The sequence below is a fragment of the Pseudomonas sp. TE36184 genome, assembly GCF_054060055.1.
This window is the reverse complement of record NZ_JBSSCU010000001.1, coordinates 1,847,883-1,866,394: the sequence shown is the minus strand read 5'-3', so window position 1 is coordinate 1,866,394 and position 18,512 is coordinate 1,847,883. Positions and strand designations below refer to the sequence as shown.

Sequence of the window (18,512 nt, the reverse complement as noted above, 5' to 3'; positions counted from 1 at the left end):
CCATGCGTTCCAACCCTAATATCGATCTGGTTTCGCGCTTTCTTCGCCTGCCGCTGGAACAGCGCCAGCAGTTTTACCAGCGCCTGCAAAGCCGTGGCATGAGCTTCGCCCAACTGCCGATTGCCTCGATCCGCGAGGACGGCCAACGCCTGCCGCTGTCTTATGCCCAGGAGCGCCAGTGGTTCCTGTGGCAGTTGGACCCGGACAGCGCCACCTACCACATCCCCGGCGCATTGCGCTTGCAGGGGCGCCTGGACCTGGCGGCGTTGCAGCGCAGCTTCGACAGCCTGCTGGCGCGCCACGAAAGCCTGCGCACCCGGCTGATCCAGGACGGTGAGCAACTGTTGCAAACCATCGAGCCCGAGGCGCGTGTCGAGATCCGGCAGGAGGTTGTTCACGAGGCGCAACTGATGGCGCGGGTCGAAGCCGAGGTCGCCCGCCCGTTCGATCTGCAACGAGGGCCGCTGTTGCGCGTGACCCTGTTGCAACTGGCGGAAGATGAGCATGTGCTGGTGATGGTGCAGCACCACATCGTTTCCGATGGCTGGTCGATGCAAGTGATGGTCCAGGAACTGGTGCAGTTGTATGCCGCCTACAGTCAGGGCCAGGACCTTAGCCTGCCGGGCCTGCCGATCCAGTACGCCGACTACGCGCTGTGGCAACGCAACTGGATGGAGGCCGGGGAGAGGGCCCGCCAGTTGGCGTACTGGCAGGACCTGCTGGGCGGTGAGCAACCCGTGCTGGAATTGCCCCTCGATCACCCGCGCCCCGCGCAGCAAAGCCATCGCGGCGCGAGCCTGCAGGTGCAGCTGCCGGCGGACCTGGTGGCGGGCCTCAAGCGCCTGGCGCAGCAAGAAGGCGTGACGCCGTTCATGCTCCTGCTGGCGTCGTTCCAGACCCTGCTGTTTCGCTATAGCGGCCAAGCGGATATTCGCATCGGCGTACCGAATGCCAACCGCAACCGCGTCGAAACCGAGCGGCTGATTGGCTTTTTCGTCAACACCCAGGTGCTCAAGGCCGACCTAGACGGGCAGATGACGTTTGCCGAACTGTTGCAGCAGACCAAGCGTCGTTCCCTGGAAGCCCAGGCGCACCAGGACCTGCCGTTCGAACAGTTGGTGGTGGCGTTGCAGCCTGAACGCAGCCTGAGCCACAACCCGTTGTTCCAGGTGATGTTCAACCACCAGACCGACACCCAGGCCAGCGGTGACGGCCAGCACCTGCCCGGCCTGCGCGTGACGGAACTGGACTGGGACAACCAGACCACCCATTTCGACCTGAGCCTGGACACCCATGAATCCGCTGAAGGCCTGTGGGCCGAGCTGACCTACGCCACCGACTTGTTCGAGGCGGCGACCATCGAGCGCTTTGCGCAACATTGGCAAAACCTGCTCCAGGCGCTGGTGAGTGCGCCGCGCAGCCGTCTTAGCGCGCTGCCGATGCTCGACCGTGCGCAGCAGCAGACGATGCTCCAGGATTGGAACGCGCCGGCCAGCGTCGCCGTCGCACAAGCCGTACACCACCGGTTCGAGGCCCAGGCCCGCCAGCATCCTGAACGCCAGGCGCTGGCCCTGGATGACCAGACGCTCAGCTATGGCGAACTGAACCGCCAGGCCAATCGTCTGGCGCACTACCTGATCGACCAGGGGATCGGCCCGGACGGCCTGGTCGGTATCGCCGTCGAGCGTTCCTTTGCCATGGTGGTCAGCCTGTTGGCGGTGCTCAAGGCGGGCGGTGCCTACGTGCCGCTTGACCCTGAGTATCCGCGCGAGCGCCTGGTGCATATGCTCGAGGACAGTGGCGTGCGCCTGGTGTTGACTCAGTCTCACCTGCGTGAGCGCCTGCCGTTGGCCGGGTCGTTGACCTGCCTGGATATCGACCTGGCCCACGCGACGTTGGCGCCGTATGCCGAACACGCTCCGGCGCTCGACGTCGAGCCGCAGAGCCTGGCCTACGTGATCTACACCTCGGGCTCCACCGGCAAACCCAAGGGCGTTGCCATCAGCCACGCGGCGCTGAGTGAGTTCGCCGGCATCGCGGCCGACTACTCGCGCCTGGTCGCGCAGGATCGGGTGCTGCAGTTCGCCACCTTGAACTTCGACGGCTTCGTCGAGCAGCTGTACCCGGCGCTGACCCTGGGCGCCACCGTGGTGTTGCGCGGCCCGCAGTTGTGGGACGGCGCCGACCTGTACCGGCAGATCATCGATCAGGGCATCACCCTGGCCGACTTGCCGACGGCTTACTGGAAACTGTTCCTGCACGATTGCCTGGCGGCGGGCCCACGGTCTTACGGGGCCTTGCGCCAGGTGCATATCGGCGGCGAAGCCATGCCCCTGGACGGCCCGGCGATGTGGCGCCGGGCCGGGCTGGGGCACGTGCGGCTGCTCAACACCTACGGGCCCACCGAGGCCACGGTGGTGTCCAGCGTACTCGATTGCAGCGCCGACGATGGGGCGGTCGGCGGCAGCGCCAGCCCGATTGGCCGCGCGTTGCCGGGGCGGGCGTTGTATGTGCTGGACGGCGACCTCAACCTGTTGCCGGTCGGCGCCGTGGGCGAACTCTACATCGCCAGTGCCAGCGGCTTGGCGCGTGCTTACCTGCAACGCCCGGGCCTGACCGCCGAGCGCTTTGTCGCCGACCCGTTCGGCGGCCTGGGCGAGCGTCTTTATCGCACCGGCGACGTGGCGCGTTATCGCGCCGACGGGGTGATCGAATACGTCGGCCGCGTCGATCACCAGGTGAAGATCCGTGGGTTCCGTATCGAGCTGGGTGAAATCGAGGCGCTGCTGCTGGCCCAGGATGCCGTCCGTGAGGCCTTCGTGCTGGCCGCCGACAATCAGTTGGTGGCCTATCTGGTGGCGACGCAGCCATTGTCCGAGCCGGAGCAGGTGAGCGCCGCCGAACAGCTCAAGGCCACTTTGCGCGAGCAACTGCCCGATTACATGGTGCCGGCGCACCTGATCTTCCTCGAGCGCATGCCCTTGAACCCCAACGGCAAGCTCGACCGCCAGGCCCTGCCGACACCCGTCGGCGGCTCGGCACAGCAGGCATGGTTGGCACCGGTCACGCCGCTGCAGCAACAGATCGCGGCGATCTGGGCCGATATCCTTGGCGTCGAGCGTGTCGGCCTGGCCCATCATTTCTTTGAACTGGGCGGGCATTCCCTGCTGGCCATGCAAGTGGTCTCGCGCATTCGCCAGGCCCTGGACCTGGAAGTCCCGCTCAAGACGCTGTTCGAGCAGCCGCGCCTGGCAGGCTTTGTCGCTGCCTTGACGACCTCCGATCCCGCCGCCCCGAAAGCCCCGGCCCTGCTGCCGGCCGGGCGCGACCAGCCGTTGCCGCTGTCGTATGCCCAGGAGCGCCAGTGGTTTCTCTGGCAGTTGGAGCCGCACAGCGCGGCGTACCACATCCCCAGCGCGCTGCGCCTGAAAGGCCAGCTTGACCGCGCGGCGTTGCAGCGCAGTTTCGACGCCTTGCTGGCCCGTCATGAAAGCCTGCGCACCTCCCTGCGCCAGGAGCGCGAGCGCACGGTTCAAGTGATTGAACCGCAGGTGTCGTTGCACATCGCATGCGCCGATGTCGATGAAGCTGCGCTGAAGGCCCGCGTAGAAGCCGAGATCGCCCAGCCCTTCGACCTGCAACAAGGGCCGTTGCTGCGCGTCTGCCTGCTGCGCCTGGCCGCCGATGAGCATGTGCTGGTGCTGGTGCAGCATCACATCGTCTCCGATGGCTGGTCGATGCAACTGATGGTCGAGGAACTGGTGCAGCACTACGCGGCTTACAGCCAGGGTCAGACCCTGGCATTGCCGGCGCTGCCGCTCCAGTACGCCGATTACGCCGTGTGGCAGCGCCGTTGGATGGAGGCGGGCGAGAAGGATCGCCAACTGAGCTACTGGCGCGACCGGCTCGGCGGTGAGCAGAGCGTGCTGGAGCTGCCGTTCGACCACCCGCGCCCGGTGGTGCAAAGCCACCGTGGCGCACGCCTGCCGATCGAACTGGCGCCCGCGCTCGCCCACGACCTCAAGGCCCTGGCCCAGCAACAGGGCGTGACCCTGTTCATGCTGTTGCTGGCTTCGTTCCAGACCTTGCTGCACCGCTACAGCGGCCAGGAAGACATCCGCGTCGGCGTGCCGATCGCCAACCGCAACCGCAGTGAAACCGAGCGCCTGATCGGCTTCTTCGTCAACACCCAGGTGCTCAAGGCCGACATTCACGGGCAGATGAGCGTCGCGCAAGTGGTGCAGCAGACCCGGCAACGAGCGCTGGAGGCGCAGGCCCACCAGGACTTGCCGTTCGAACAATTGGTGGAGGCCTTGCAACCCGAGCGCAGCCTGAGCCACAACCCGTTGTTCCAAGTGATGTTCAACCACCAGACCGACGTCGGCCAGGCCCAGGTCCAGCACCAATTGCCGACGCTGCGGGTAGAAGGGCTGGAGTGGGAAAGCCGGACCGCGCATTTCGATCTGGACCTGGATATTCAAGAGTCCACCGAAGGTATCTGGGCCACATTGGGGTATGCCCAGGACCTGTTCGAAGCCTCGACCGTGCAGCGTATGGCGCGGCATTGGCAGAACCTGTTGCAGGCGATGGTCGCCGATCCGCAGCAGACCCTCGGCCAGTTGAACCTGCTGGACGGGGATGAACAGCGGCACATCCTGCAGTTGTGGAATCAATCCGACGCCGGCTTCCCGGCCCAGCGCCTGGTACATGAATTGGTCGCCGAGCGTGCGCGGGAAAACCCGCAGGCGATCGCGATCAAGTTCGACACACAAACCCTGACCTACGGCGAGCTGGACCGCCAGGCCAACCAGTTGGCCCACGCGTTGATCGCCCGGGGTGTCGGCCCGGAAGTGCGCGTGGCGATTGCCATGCCGCGCAGTGCCGAGATCATGGTGGCGTTCCTTGCGGTGCTGAAAGCTGGCGGCGTGTATGTGCCGCTGGACGTCGAATACCCGCGTGATCGCCTGCTGTACATGATGCAGGACAGCCGCGCCAAGCTGCTGTTGACCCATTCGGCGGTACAGCAGCGTTTGCCGATCCCGGACGGTTTGGCTGTGCTTGCGGTGGATCAGGCGCAGACCTGGTCCGATCAGAGTGACAGCGCACCGCCGGTAGCTCTGGACGGCGACAACCTCGCCTATGTGATCTACACCTCGGGCTCTACGGGCATGCCGAAAGGCGTGGCGGTGGCCCACGGTCCGCTGGTGGCGCATATCATCGCCACCGGCGAACGCTACGAAACCGGCCCGGCCGATTGCGAATTGCACTTCATGTCCTTCGCTTTCGACGGCTCCCACGAAGGCTGGATGCACCCGCTGATCAACGGCGCGAGCGTGCTGATCCGCGATGACAGCCTGTGGCTGCCGGAATACACCTACGCGCAAATGCACCGTCACAACGTGACCATGGCCGTGTTCCCGCCGGTGTACCTGCAACAACTGGCCGAGCATGCCGAGCGCGACGGTAATCCGCCGAAGGTGCGCGTGTATTGCTTTGGCGGTGACGCGGTGGCGCAAGCGAGCTATGACCTGGCCTGGCGTGCGCTAAAGCCGACCTACCTGTTCAACGGCTACGGCCCGACCGAAACCGTGGTTACGCCGTTGCTGTGGAAGGCACGTCGCGGCGATCCGTGCGGCGCCGTGTACGCACCGATCGGCACGCTGTTGGGCAACCGCAGCGGCTACATCCTCGACGCCCAACTCAACCTGCAACCCATCGGCGTCGCTGGCGAGCTGTACCTGGGCGGCGAGGGCGTGGCGCGCGGTTATCTGGAACGCCCGGCACTCACCGCCGAACGCTTCGTCCCCGACCCGTTCGGCAAACCCGGCAGCCGCGTGTACCGCAGCGGCGACCTGACCCGTGGCCGCCCGGATGGCGTGGTGGATTACCTCGGCCGTGTCGATCACCAGGTGAAGATCCGCGGTTTCCGTATCGAACTGGGCGAGATCGAAGCGCGGCTGCGTGAGCAGGACAGCGTCGGCGAAACCGTGGTGGTGGCCCAGGAAGGCCCGAACGGTAAGCAGTTGGTGGCCTATGTGGTGCCACTGGATCCGGTGCTGATGGACGATGCGGTGGCCCAGTCCACCTGCCGTGAAAACCTGCGCCGCGCCCTGAAAACCCGCCTGCCGGACTACATGGTGCCCTCGCACCTGATGTTCCTGGAGCGCATGCCGCTCACCCCCAATGGCAAGCTCGATCGCAAGGGCCTGCCGCGTCCTGATGTGAGCCAGATGCAGCAGGTGTATGTGGCGCCACAGAGCGAGCTGGAGCAGGACGTGGCGGCGATCTGGGGTGAAATCCTGGGCCTGGAACGGATTGGCCTGGCCGACCACTTCTTTGAATCTGGGGGGCACTCGTTGCTGGCGATGCAGGTCATCTCCCGTCTGCGCCAGTTGCTGGGCCGGGAAGTTCCCCTCAGAACCCTGTTTGAACACCCGCGGTTGCAGGGTTTTGTCGAGACGCTGCAGCGTTCGGCAGCCGAGACGGACAGTGCGCCGGCGATTCTGCCCGTCAGTCGCCAGCAGCCGTTGGCATTGTCTTATGCCCAGGAGCGCCAGTGGTTCCTCTGGCAACTGGACCCCCAGAGCGCCGCGTACCACATCCCCAGCACCCTGCGCCTGCGTGGCTGGCTGGACCAGGCCGCGCTGCAACGCAGTTTCGAAACGCTGGTGGCGCGCCATGAAAGCCTGCGCACCCAGGTGTACCAGGACGCAGGCCGCGCCCTGCAAATGATCCGTGATGCGGGTGCCGTAGAGATCCTGCATGCCGACGCCGACGAAGCGGATGTGCAGCGCCTGGTGCAAGCCGAGATCGCGCGACCGTTTGACCTGCAACAAGGCCCGCTGCTGCGGGTGACCCTGCTGCGCCTGGCTGACGACGAACACGTGCTGGTGCTGGTGCAGCATCACATCGTCTCCGATGGCTGGTCGATGCAGGTGATGGTCGACGAGCTGGTGCAACTGTACGCGGCCTACAGCCAAGGCCAGGACCTGCAACTGCCGGCGCTGCCGATTCAATACGCCGACTATGCGCAGTGGCAGCGCGACTGGATGGCGGGCGGCGAGCGCGAGCGTCAATTGGCTTACTGGCAAACGCTGCTGGGCGGTGAACAGCCGGTGCTGGAACTGCCCGCCGAGCGGCCGCGACCTTCGGTGCAGAGCTATCGCGGGGCGAGCCTGGATGTCGTCATGGACCCGGCGCTGGTGACGGGGCTCAAGGCCCTGGCGCAGCGTGAGGGGGTCACGTTGTTCATGGTACTGCTGGCGTCGTTCCAGACCCTGTTGCACCGTTACAGCGGCCAGCAGGATATTCGCGTCGGTGTGCCGATCGCCAACCGCAGCCGGGTCGAAACCGAGCGGCTGGTGGGGTTCTTCGTCAATACCCAGGTGCTCAAGGCCGATATCGATGCTCAACTGACCGTCACCCAATTGTTGCAGCAGGCCAAGCGGCGGGCCCTGGATGCCCAGAGCCATCAGGACCTGCCCTTCGAGCAATTGGTCGAGGCGCTGCAACCCGAGCGCAGCCTGAGCCATAACCCGTTGTTCCAGGTGTTGTTCAATCACCAGAGCGAAGCGCGCCTGGCCAACAGCGGCCAGCAGCTTGCCGACCTGAGGGTTGAAGGGCTGGAGTGGGGCACGCAGACCGCGCAGTTCGACTTGAGCCTGGACACCCAGGAGACCGCCGAAGGGCTGTGGGCGACCCTGACTTACGCCACTGATCTGTTCGACGCCGCGACACCCAAGCGCATGGCCCGCCATTGGCAGAACCTGTTGCAGGGCATGCTCGGCGATCCGAATCAGCGGGTCACCCAGTTGCCGATGCTGGAGCGTCTGGAGCAGCAGGTGATGGTCGAGCAGTGGAACGACACGGCGCAGGATTACCCGTTGCAGCAGAGCGTGCAGCAGTTGATCGAAGCGCAAGCCGAACGCACGCCGGATGCCCAGGCATTGCTGTTTGATTGCGAAGTGCTCACTTACGCCCAACTGAATGCTCGTGCCAACCGCCTGGCGCACCGCCTGATACAGGCCGGTGTCGGGCCAGACCTGCTGGTGGGCGTGGCGATGGAGCGTTCGGTGGAGATGGTGGTGGCGCTTCTGGCCGTGCTCAAGGCTGGCGGCGCCTATGTGCCGCTGGACCCGGAATACCCGCGCGAGCGCCTGGCCTACATGCTGCAGGACAGTGGGGTGCAACTGCTGTTGACGCAGGCGCATCTGGTAGCGTCGTTGCCCATCGGTGACTGCGTACAGTGCCTGGTGGTGGAGCAGGGTGACAGCTGGCTGGCAGGGTTTGCCACCTTCAATCCCGAGGTCGCCGTCGAGGCCGAAAACCTCGCTTATGTCATCTACACCTCCGGTTCCACCGGGCAGCCGAAGGGCGCCGGTAACCGCCACTGTGCATTGACCAACCGATTGCTGTGGATGCAGCAAGCGTATGCACTGGATGCCAGTGATACGGTGCTGCAAAAGACGCCGTTCAGTTTTGACGTGTCGGTCTGGGAGTTCTTCTGGCCGTTGATGAGCGGCGCACGGTTGGTCATGGCGGCTCCGGGTGATCATCGGGAGCCGTCGCGCCTGGTGACGTTGATCAATCGACACCAGGTCACCACTTTGCACTTCGTGCCCTCGATGTTGCAGGCGTTCCTCCAGGACTCGCAGGCCGGCAGTTGCCAGGGCCTGCAACGCATCATTTGCAGCGGCGAAGCCCTGCCGGTGGACGCCCAGCAACAGGTGTTCGCCAAACTGCCCAAGGCCGGGCTGTTCAACCTGTACGGCCCGACCGAGGCGGCCATTGATGTGACCCATTGGACGTGTGTCGATGAAAACCGCGACAGCGTGCCGATTGGCCAGCCGATCGCCAACCTGCGCACCCATGTGCTGGATGCGCAGTTGCAGCCGGTTGCGGCGGGTGTTGCCGGTGAGTTGTACCTGGGCGGTGTCGGGCTGGCGCGCAGTTACCATCGCCGTCCCGGCCTGACCGCCGAGCGCTTTGTGCCGTGCCCGTTCCAGCCTGGCGCGCGGTTGTATCGTACCGGGGACCGGGTCCGTCAGCGCATGGATGGCGTGATTGAATACCTGGGGCGCCTGGATCATCAGGTCAAGTTGCGTGGTTTGCGGATCGAGCTGGGCGAAATCGAGGCGCGCCTGCTGGAGCATCCGCAGGTGCGTGAAGCATCGGTGCAAGTGCAGGATGGCAAGCATCTGGTGGGCTACCTAGTGTTGCACGACCCGGCCGCCGCCTGGCGTGATGCCCTGAGTCATCACTTGCTGGCGCATTTGCCCGACTACATGGTGCCTGCGCAATGGGTCGTGCTGGACCGCATGCCCTTGAGCCCCAACGGCAAGTTAGACCGCAAGGCCCTGCCGGCACCGGACGCCAGCGTGCATCAGCGGCACTTCGTTGCGCCGAGCAACCCGCTGGAGCACACCGTTGTGCTCGCCTGGCGCGAGGTCCTGGGCCTTGAACAGGTGGGGGTGGAGGACAACTTCTTCGAGCTGGGCGGGCACTCGTTGCTGGTGTTGATGCTCAAGGAGCGTATCCGCAAGGCTACCGGCGTGGAGCTTTCGGTGAGTCAGCTGATGCTCCACCCGACGGTTGCGGGGCAGGTGGCCTGTGTCAATGGTCAGGCCGGCAACTCGTTGATCGTCAGGTTGAACAGCCAGACCCGTGGCACACCGTTGTACCTGTTTCACCCCAGCTATGGTTCGGTGCATTGCTACAAGGCCATTGCCCTGGCGTTGCGCGAGCAGCGGCCGGTAATGGGCGTGATCTGCCGGGCGTTGGCCGAGGAGGGCAGTGAAGTGCCGGCCTGGCACGAGATGGTCGAGGACTACACCGCGCAATTGTTGACGGCGCAGCCGGAGGGGGCCTTCCGTCTGGCGGGCTGGTCCCTGGGCGGCAACCTGGCGATGGAAGTTGCCCATGGCCTGGAGCAGGCTGGGCGGGAAGTGGAATGCGTGGGCTGGATCGACGCATCGCCACCCCAGTGGGTCAAGCCTTTCTGGGACACGGCGGTGATGGTCGATGAACGCGAAATATCCGCCAATGACCGGCGCGTGGAGTTGTTGGGCGCGATGTTCCCTGAGTTCACGGCGCAGATCCATGCCAAGTGGTCGGGCCAGCAGGCCACGGTTGACGGCGACGATGAGCAATGGGCCGGGTTCAACCAGTGGGCCGGGGATGTGCTGGGTGAGCGCTTCCATGAACTCAAGGAAGAGTTGCTCAGCGGCCATGAGGCGCAAATCTCGTGGGAGGTCGACCGCATGCTGGGCCAGCGCCTGCATGATGCCGATTTCAAGGCGATCAAGGCGCCGATCAGTTGCTGGTGGGCGACCTTGAGCCGCACGGGTGTGCATCATCGGTTGATTGAGGCGAGCATGCTGGAGGTCGCCGGCCAGTCCCGGATTGAACGTTCGGTGCTGATCGAGACCAGTCATGATCGGTTGATCGACAACGCCGCGTTCGTGCGCAGCTTCGCCGATGCGATGGCGTAACACCGGGCCTGAACGAACAAGCCCCCGGCCACTGATGGTGACCGGGGGCTTTTTCGTGGGGTGGGGTTCAACGACCGGTCCTTGCAAAAACGCCCCGGGCAATGAATGCACGGGGCGTTAGGGTTGGAACCCTCAGTAGCCGCCAGGGCGGCTACGAGCAGGCCTTAGAAGTCCCAGCGGGTGCTGAGCATGAAGTTGCGTGGCTCGCCGTAGGCGGCAGAGTTATAGAAGCCGATGTTGGTGTAGTAGGTCTTATCGAAGATGTTGTTGACGTTCAACGTTGCCGACACGTTCTTGGTGAACTGGTAGCGGGTCATCAGGTCCACCAGCCAGTAGGATTCCTGGGAAAACTCCTCGTAGCCGCCTTTCGGGCTGTTGTAGATGTCCTGCCAGCCAACACTCTGCCAGCGAGCGCCGCCGCCGACGGTCAGCTTGTCGAGGTTGCCCTTGAACTTGTACGAGGTGTAGACGCTGACCTGATCTTCCGGCTCGAAGGTCGAGATCTTGATGTCGTTGTCGTCGCGCACAACCTTGTGGGTATAGCCACCCTGGAGCTGCCAGCCCGGTGCCAGTTCGCCCGACATTTCGACTTCGTAACCCTTGGTCACGGCCTTGGTGCCCTTGAACGCATAGTTCGACGGTGTCGGCGTGCGGTTGTTGTATTCGTCGTCGGACACGGAACGGTTGGTTTCGTGGATCTCGAAGTAGGCGGCGCTGGCGTTTACACGACCGTCCAGGAAGTCTGCCTTGACGCCCAGTTCCCAGTTCTGGCCTTCATCCGGCTCGACCAGCTTGTTGTTGCGGTCGCGGTTGTAGCTTTCCTGCGGCATGAAGATATCGGTGTAGCTGGCGTAGACCGAGTACGTGTCGTTCAGGTCGTAGACCACACCGGCATACGGCACGAACCGTCCGGTTTCCTTGTAGGTCGGGTTGTTGCCGGTGACGGTGTAGTCGACCACGCGGCCGCCGAGCAGCAGCTTGAGGTCGTCGGCGAGGTTCAGGCGGGTGGTCATGTACGCGCCGGTCTGGCGCACGGTGTCGTCGATCTTCGACTGCGGTGTGCCCCAATCCGGTTCGGTCGCGTTGCCGTGCCAGTTGTGGAAATTCACCAGGTTGGGGGCGAGGTTCCAGTAGCCATTGCCGTTCCACTCGGAAGAACTGATGGAGCCGCCGAGGACCAACTCATGCTCGCGGCCACCCAGGCTGAACGGGCCGCTCACATATAGGTCGGCGGAGTCGCTGACGGTTTCGCCGGTGTACTTGCCCGATGTCAGCTGCGAAGTGCCGTCCAGGTTGGGAGTGCTGCCCTGGATCGAGCCCATCTTCGCGTGGTAGCCGTTGATCTTGTGGTCCAGTTGCAGCTTGGTGACCCAGCCATCGCCGAGGTCGTGCTCGACTATGGCGAATAGGGTGCGGGTGTACTGCTCCCAGCTGCTCCAGTCGGCGGCGTTGTTGAACGAGCGCTTCACGTTGTTGCGATTACCCTGGGCGTCGATCAGCGGGAAGCTGCCGGACCAGGACGAGCCTTTTGGCAGGCTGTCCTGGTAGTCGCCACCTACGGTCAGCATGGTGTCCGGGGACAGGTCGAATTCCATGATGCCGTAGTAGACCGGGCTTTGGCGCTCATAGCGGTCCATGAAGGAATGCTTGTCCTGGTAAGCCGCCACCGCCCGACCCCGGACATTCCCGGTTTCGGTCAGCGGGCCGCTCACATCCAGCTCGCTGCGGTAGTTGTCCCAGGAGCCGGCGCCCACGCTGGCGTGGCCCTGGAACTCTGCGGTGGGCTTTTTGCGCACAAGGTTGATGGTCGCACCCAGGGAGCCTGCGCCAGTGAGCAGGCCGGTGGCGCCCTTGAGTACTTCGACCCGGTCATAGATCGCCATGTCGCTCAGGGTGTTACCCGCCGAGTAGGCCACGTTGCGCGCAGTGGACGGAATGCCGTCGTACTGGAAGTTGTTGATGGAGAAACCACGGGCGTAGTAGTTGCTGCGCTCGGTATCGAAGGCCGAGACGGTGATGCCCGGCGTGTGGCGCATCACGTCGTCAACGTTGTTCAGGCCGAAGTCGTCCATGTGCTGGCGGGTGATGACGGTCACCGACTGCGGCGTCTCCTTGGGCGTCAGCACCAGGCGGGTCGAGGTGGCGATGTAGCCTGGGGTATAGGAACCGGTGTTTTCGGTCACGTTGCCCAGTTGGTTGGCGGTCACCTGGGTCGGGCTCAGTTCCAGCCCGGCGGAGGTACCGGCGGCGGTGACGGTCAGCGAATTGCCATTGAGGCTGTGGGTGGTCGACGTTCCTGACAGCAGGGTATTGATCGCCTGTTGCGGGTCCAGTTTGCCTTTGACGGCGGTGCTGTTCTTGCCTTGCACGTCGGTCGGGCTGTAGAGCACCTGCATGTTGGCCTGATGACCGAAGGCCTGCAGCGCGCTCCCCAGCGGCTGCGCGGGAATGTCCAACTCGATCTCTTGTGCCTGCACATAGCCGGCCACCGGCAGTGATATGGCCAGGGCCAGGGCGTTCGGCAGGAGGTTGATGTTCAGGGCCCGACGCATGGATAGCGCTTTGCTCAGTGGGCTGAGACCGAGTCGTGCTGGCATGGGTGTTTTCTCTTCTATGTTTTAAGTGGGCAATTATAGGTGTTTATTGAGTCTGGTTCTCATTACCACTAGTGAGACGTTCCTATCCCGGGAAACCGGAAAAGAAAATTCACGCCGGCGTCATTTCGTGCACGACCTGGCCGGCGCGCAGGCGCACCAATTGGTCGGCGATATCGAAATAGCGGTCGTCGTGACTGATCACGATGATGGTCTTGCCCAGGCGCTTGAGGTCCGGCAGCAGCTCGGTATAGAAGATCCGGCGGAAGGCCGGGTCCTGGTCGGCGGCCCACTCGTCGAACACCAGCACCGGGCGTTCTTCCAGCCAGGCGTTGACCAGCGCCAGGCGCTTGCGTTGGCCGGTGGACAGATCGGTGGTGCTGAACACGCCGTCCTTGACGCTGACCTTGTGGGCGATCTCCAGGCGTTCCAGGTATTTTGTCGCGCTGTCGAGTGACTGGGCGGCGCTGCCCTGGACCAGGTCGTCGAACAGGTAGTAATCGGCGAACACCGTGGTGAACAGTTGGCGATAGTCGTCGCGTTCGGGGTCGCTCACAGCGTTGCCATTGAGCAGGATTTCCCCAGCCTGCGGTGGGTACAACCCCAGCAGCAGCTTGATCAGGGTGGTCTTGCCGCTGCCGTTTTCGCCGACGATGAACACGATATCGCCCTGGGCGATGTTCAGGTCGATCGGCCCCAGGTGGAACGGTTCGCTGCCTGCCACTGCCGGCGGGCTGTAGCGCACACCGCGCAATTCCAGGCTGTTGACCACCGGTTGCGGGGCTTCGCTGTCATCCATCAGCAGGTGCGGTTCCGGCGAGGAGAAACGCTGTGACAGCTCACTGATACGACCAAATGCAATCTTCGCCTTGCCCACCACCGGCAGGTAGCCGAGCAGGTGTTCCAGCGGGCCTTTCATGTACAGCAGCACCAGGACGAAACCGGTGATCACGCTAGGGTCGGGGTTGGGGTTATAGGCCTGCATCGCCAGGGCCAGGCCGATCACCACGAAGAACAACATCGAGCCAAAGGTCTTGGCAAGGATGTAGATGTTCACGGAACGCACCTGGATGTCGGCGATGCGGTCCGCGGTTTCCTGAATGCGCTGGGTGTTCATGCGAAAGCGCCGGGGCCGGTGCATGCGCAGTTCCTTGGCGCCGGAGGCAATGGCGTTGTAGTAACGCTGCAGCTCATCCTCGTGGCTGCGCGCCAGGTCGAAGCCCTGGATGCCTTTGCCGCCGGCGATGAACTGCACGGCACTGCCGATCACGATGGCGACCACCATCATCAGGAACATCGGTACCGACAGGTAGGCCAGGTAGCCCAGGCAACCCAGGGTCACTGTGGCCGCAATGGCCAGTGGCGTGAACGCGAAGGAGAAATCGCTGATGGTGTCGACGTCGTGGGTCAGTACCGGGATCAGCCGGTGGGAGCGATAACCCTCGATCTGCCCGATCGGCGCCGACAGCACCTTTTCGCCGAGGTCCTTGCGCAGGGCGGCAATAATCCGTTGGCCGACGTAATTGGTGCCGATATCGGAAATGATCGAACTGACCAGCGCCAGCACACACAGCGCAGCAAACGTCAGAATCACCCCCTGGGTCATCCCCGCGGAGGAGTGCAGCGCATTATTGATAGTCGCCAGCAGCAGCGTGATGGCCAGGCCACCGGCCATGCCCAGGGCGACGGAGACGCTCACGATGGCGCGAAAGGGCCTGAGCAATGCGAGCAAACCGCTGAAGGCGCCGCGCTTGGGGTCGGTCATAGGTACTTCCCGGAAAGTGAATGGAGGGGGCTGGGCACACAGACCCTTACCCATGACAAACGAAGCGTCGGCGCGAGTATTTAGCGCGGCGTGCCCGGCGGTGGCGGTGGCGGATAAATTGCCCGCTGCCTGGTTCGTTCTTGTTGGGTAGGCGCACGCGTAGGGTCGCGTGCCGGATCTATCCAGTGAGAGCGAACCAATGACGAAAAAAAACCTGGTGTATGTGTGGTCCCTGAGAAATGCCGCCGCCGACAAGGCCGGGCAGCCAGTGGCCTATAAGGACCACGAGCGCTACATGAAGTCGGTGCTGGAGTTTCTGGTGGGCTCGCTCAACGATACGTCGCTGGGCGAGGCCTATAACCTGGTGGGCGTGGTGTATGACGACGACGAGCAAAACCCGCGTGACCGGCAATTGGTCGCCGACTATGGCTTTGCCTATGCGCCGGGCCGCCAGTGGCTGTACCCGGCGGACCTGCGGGTGCAGGGGCGTCTGGTCAACGATTTGCTGCTGAGCGTGCCGTCCACCTACCGCCGCCTGCCGCGTGGCAGCGCGCAACACATCGCCGGCAAGCAGGACTTCGAACGCCGCCTGCACGACACGCTGGTGGAGCTGAAGGCCGATATCGTGGTGCTGGACGGCCTGTTGGTGATCCTTGATGAGCTGGTGCGCCCGGGTGCGCCATTTGCGCGGCGGATCATGAACATTCACCCGGGCATTACCCGTATCGAATCGCCCTACGAGCGCCGGGGCGCCTACGCCACCTGGAACGCCTTGTACGGTGCCCGTGGCCAGGCGGTGGTGGATTGGACGACCAAGGAGACGCAGCCGTGCGAGCCGCTGTACCTGACCGGTGCGTCGTTCCACTACGTGGACAACGGCATCGACTCCGGTGAAGTGTTCCACGACGTGCTCAAGACCGAGATTTCCCCGGACGACACCATCCTCGAATTGCGCTGGAACAACTTCAACAACAGCCTGTTTCCGGCGTTGCATGAAGGTTTGGAACGGTTGGTTCGGCAAAGCTGACGCACGCCCCCTGTAGGAGCGGGCTTGCCCGCGAAAATCGCCAACGATAACGCGTTTATCCTGGATAAACGCGGCGTACTCGGGGGCTTCGCGAGCAAGCTCGCTCCTACAGTGGGTGCAGCGGGTGCAGCGGGTGCAGCGGATGCAGCGGATGCAGCGGATGCAGCGGATGCAGTGGGTGCAGTGGGTGCAGTAGGTGCAGTGGGTGCAGTAGGTGCAGTGGGTGCAGTAGGTGCAGTAGGTGCAGTAGGTGCAGTAGGTGCAGTGAGGGGATTTGTTGTTACAGGTCGCGCACTACCCGAAAGCCGATCCAGTCCCCGCGTGTCTGTGGGTAGATGTTGTTGCGATTGCCCGAGCGCGAGAACACTGGCGCTTCGCCCCAGTCATTGCCACGGATCTGGTAGCTCTCGCAGTTCGGTTCCACCCAGGCGCTGCCGTCGGTCGGTGCGCCGATGTAGTTGGGGTGTTCGCAGTCGGCCACGCGCTCGTAGACGTTGCCGTGCATGTCGTACATGCCAAATGCGTTCGGCGGGTAGCTGCCGGCCGGCGAGGAAAAACTGTAGCCATCCGCCGGACCGTAGGTGTTGGCATGTTCGGCAATGCTGTAACCCTTGCCCTCGTCGAACGGAAACGGGAAGGGCCCGCTGGAGCCGGCGCGCGCGGCGTATTCGCGCTGGGCTTCGCTGACCATGTGGTACGGCTGCCCGGTCTTTTTCGACAGCCAGGCCACGTAGTGTTTGATGTCGTCCATGTCCATGCACACTGCCGGCTGACGCGGGCTCTGGGGGTAGCGCGGCTTGCTGGCGATGCATTCGCGGCCGGGGCGGGTGTCGCCGTCGGCGATCTTGACCCCGGTCTGGCGGATATAGCTGTCCCACTCGCCAGCGGTGATCTGGAAGCGGCTCATGGCGAACGGCTTGGCGAAGGTCACGGCATGCATCGGGCCTTCGTCCGGCTCGCGGCCGACCTCATCGTCGGGCGTGCCCATGGTGAAAGTGCCGGCGGGCAGCACCACCATTTCCGGGCAGTCCTTGCAGTCCTTGAATACTTTGCCGGGTTGCGGCGTGGCGGCCTCGGCCAGGTTGGGCAGCAGCGCTGCGCACAGGGCGGTGAGGGCCAAAGCGGTCAGGGGGGCGGATGGCGTCATGTGGGCCTCTCGTTCAAAGGGCAAAGGGCGTGCGTCGCCACCGCTGGCTCAGCACGGTCATGTTGTGCTCACGGGCTTACGTCGAGGGTGATGAGCGGTTGGCCAAGGGCTTGGCGGCTTTTTGTACCTGGTCCCACACCCGCAGAAAGTTGCCGCCCCACAGCTTGGCGATGTCGGCTTCGGAGTAGCCGCGCTGGATCAGCTCGGCGGTGACGTTGCGGATTTCGCCGACGTTGTTCCAGCCGTCGATACCGCCGCCGTCGTTGAAGTCCGACGCCAGGCCGACATGGTCGATGCCGATCTTGCGCACGGTGTAGTCGATGGCATCGCCCAGGTCCTTGAGGGTGGCCTTGGGTTCGTCATCGAGGATGGCGTACAGCGCGCTGGCGTACTCGCCGAACGTGTGCTCGGGCCAGGCGGCGATGATTGCGTCGCCCGGCATCAGGGCCACGGCCAGGTTGGGCAGGGGGGGCAGGTCGAAGCGGGCGCGCAGGCTGTTGAGCTTGTCCTGGGTCGGCTGGCTCAGCGGGCGAAGGTAGGCGGAGAAGGCCACGATCTGTACCACGCCGCCGCTGCGCTTGATCAGTTGCAGTTCCTTGTCGCTGAGGTTGCGCGGGATATCCACCGCCGCGCGTGGCGCCGAGTGGGAGGCCACCAGTGGCGTGCGGCTCAACTGCGCAACCTGTTCCAGGGCCTTGGTCGACATTTGCGACACATCGATGATCACCCCCAGGTCATTGAGGCGGTGTACCGCTTGCTGGCCGATGTCCGAGAGGCCGTCGAGAGCGTCGGTGGAGTCATTGAAAAATGGCAGTGGCCGCGACGAGTCGGACCAGGCGTTATTGCCGATATAGCTGAAGCCGAACATACGCATGCCGCGTGCTGTCCACAGGTCCAGTTGGTTCAGGTCGCTGCCCAGCGGGTAGGCGTTGAGCATGCTGATAAAGATTGCGAATTTGCCTTCGCCATGCAGGCGCCGGAAGTCATCCGGGGTGTAGGCGATGCCCACTTCGTTGGGGAAGTCGCGCACCATGCCGGAGATGATTTTGTAGCGCACTTCCTGCTCGTGGCGGGCTTCCTCGACAAAGCCGTCGCTGGGCCTGTGGGGAGCATTGGCGCCGTTCCAGATTTCCGGCCAGCCGAAAACCGTCAGAGCCGCCCCGGACAATCGCCCGCGACGCGCCTTGGCCAGGTCGAACTGGCCGCTGCCGTCGTGGTCGGCCTCATTGCCGGCAGTGCCGAAATCCAGCGGCACGGTGATATGGCTGTCGAACGACAACAGGCGCTCCTGCAGGTCATTGGCCTGCTTGATCACCGCCAGCGGGTAGCCGGCATTGCCTCGGAACCAATGATCCCAGGCCAGGAAACCGGCCCCGGCGCCGATGGCCAATGCCAGTGGCAGGCCGATAAACAGCGCCTTTTTCGAACGTGGTTTTGTCATTGCCGTCTCAGTCAGTTGAGGCCTTTGCTATCTGGGAAGAACGAGCGA

6 protein-coding genes are annotated in these 18,512 nt (G+C 63.9%); 2 read left to right on the top strand and 4 right to left on the bottom strand.

Annotated elements, in window-relative coordinates:
- Positions 1 to 2 precede the first annotated feature (2 nt).
- On the top strand, positions 3 to 10,490 hold the full coding sequence (locus ACVWZP_RS08115) for an amino acid adenylation domain-containing protein (protein ID WP_457369647.1): 10,488 nt from the start codon (positions 3 to 5) through the stop codon (positions 10,488 to 10,490).
- 164 nt (positions 10,491 to 10,654) lie between these two features.
- On the opposite strand, the gene ACVWZP_RS08110 is transcribed toward ACVWZP_RS08115, so the two are convergent.
- A complete protein-coding gene (locus ACVWZP_RS08110; protein ID WP_193791661.1) occupies positions 10,655 to 13,087 on the bottom strand; it encodes a TonB-dependent siderophore receptor in 2,433 nt (810 codons plus the stop codon).
- Positions 13,088 to 13,196: 109 nt separating this feature from the next.
- Positions 13,197 to 14,849, bottom strand: a complete 1,653-nt coding sequence (locus ACVWZP_RS08105; protein ID WP_457369646.1) for a cyclic peptide export ABC transporter — start codon at positions 14,847 to 14,849, stop codon at positions 13,197 to 13,199.
- Between the two features lie 199 nt (positions 14,850 to 15,048).
- Between ACVWZP_RS08105 and ACVWZP_RS08100 the strand changes: the two genes are divergently transcribed.
- The gene (locus ACVWZP_RS08100; protein WP_457369645.1) at positions 15,049 to 15,876 is read left to right on the top strand and encodes a N(5)-hydroxyornithine transformylase PvdF; all 828 of its coding nucleotides are present in this window, start codon (positions 15,049 to 15,051) and stop codon (positions 15,874 to 15,876) included.
- Positions 15,877 to 16,156: 280 nt separating this feature from the next.
- Here ACVWZP_RS08100 and pvdO read toward each other — a convergent pair whose 3' ends face one another.
- Both pvdO and pvdM read right to left on the bottom strand, forming a co-directional pair.
- Positions 16,157 to 17,023 carry a dihydropyoverdine dehydrogenase gene (gene pvdO, locus ACVWZP_RS08095; protein WP_046487059.1) on the bottom strand — a complete coding sequence of 289 codons (867 nt, stop codon included), beginning with the start codon at positions 17,021 to 17,023 and terminating at the stop codon, positions 16,157 to 16,159.
- Between the two features lie 76 nt (positions 17,024 to 17,099).
- Positions 17,100 to 18,464 carry a pyoverdine-tailoring dipeptidase-like protein PvdM gene (pvdM, locus tag ACVWZP_RS08090; protein WP_201022171.1) on the bottom strand — a complete coding sequence of 455 codons (1,365 nt, stop codon included), beginning with the start codon at positions 18,462 to 18,464 and terminating at the stop codon, positions 17,100 to 17,102.
- Positions 18,465 to 18,512 lie beyond the last annotated feature (48 nt).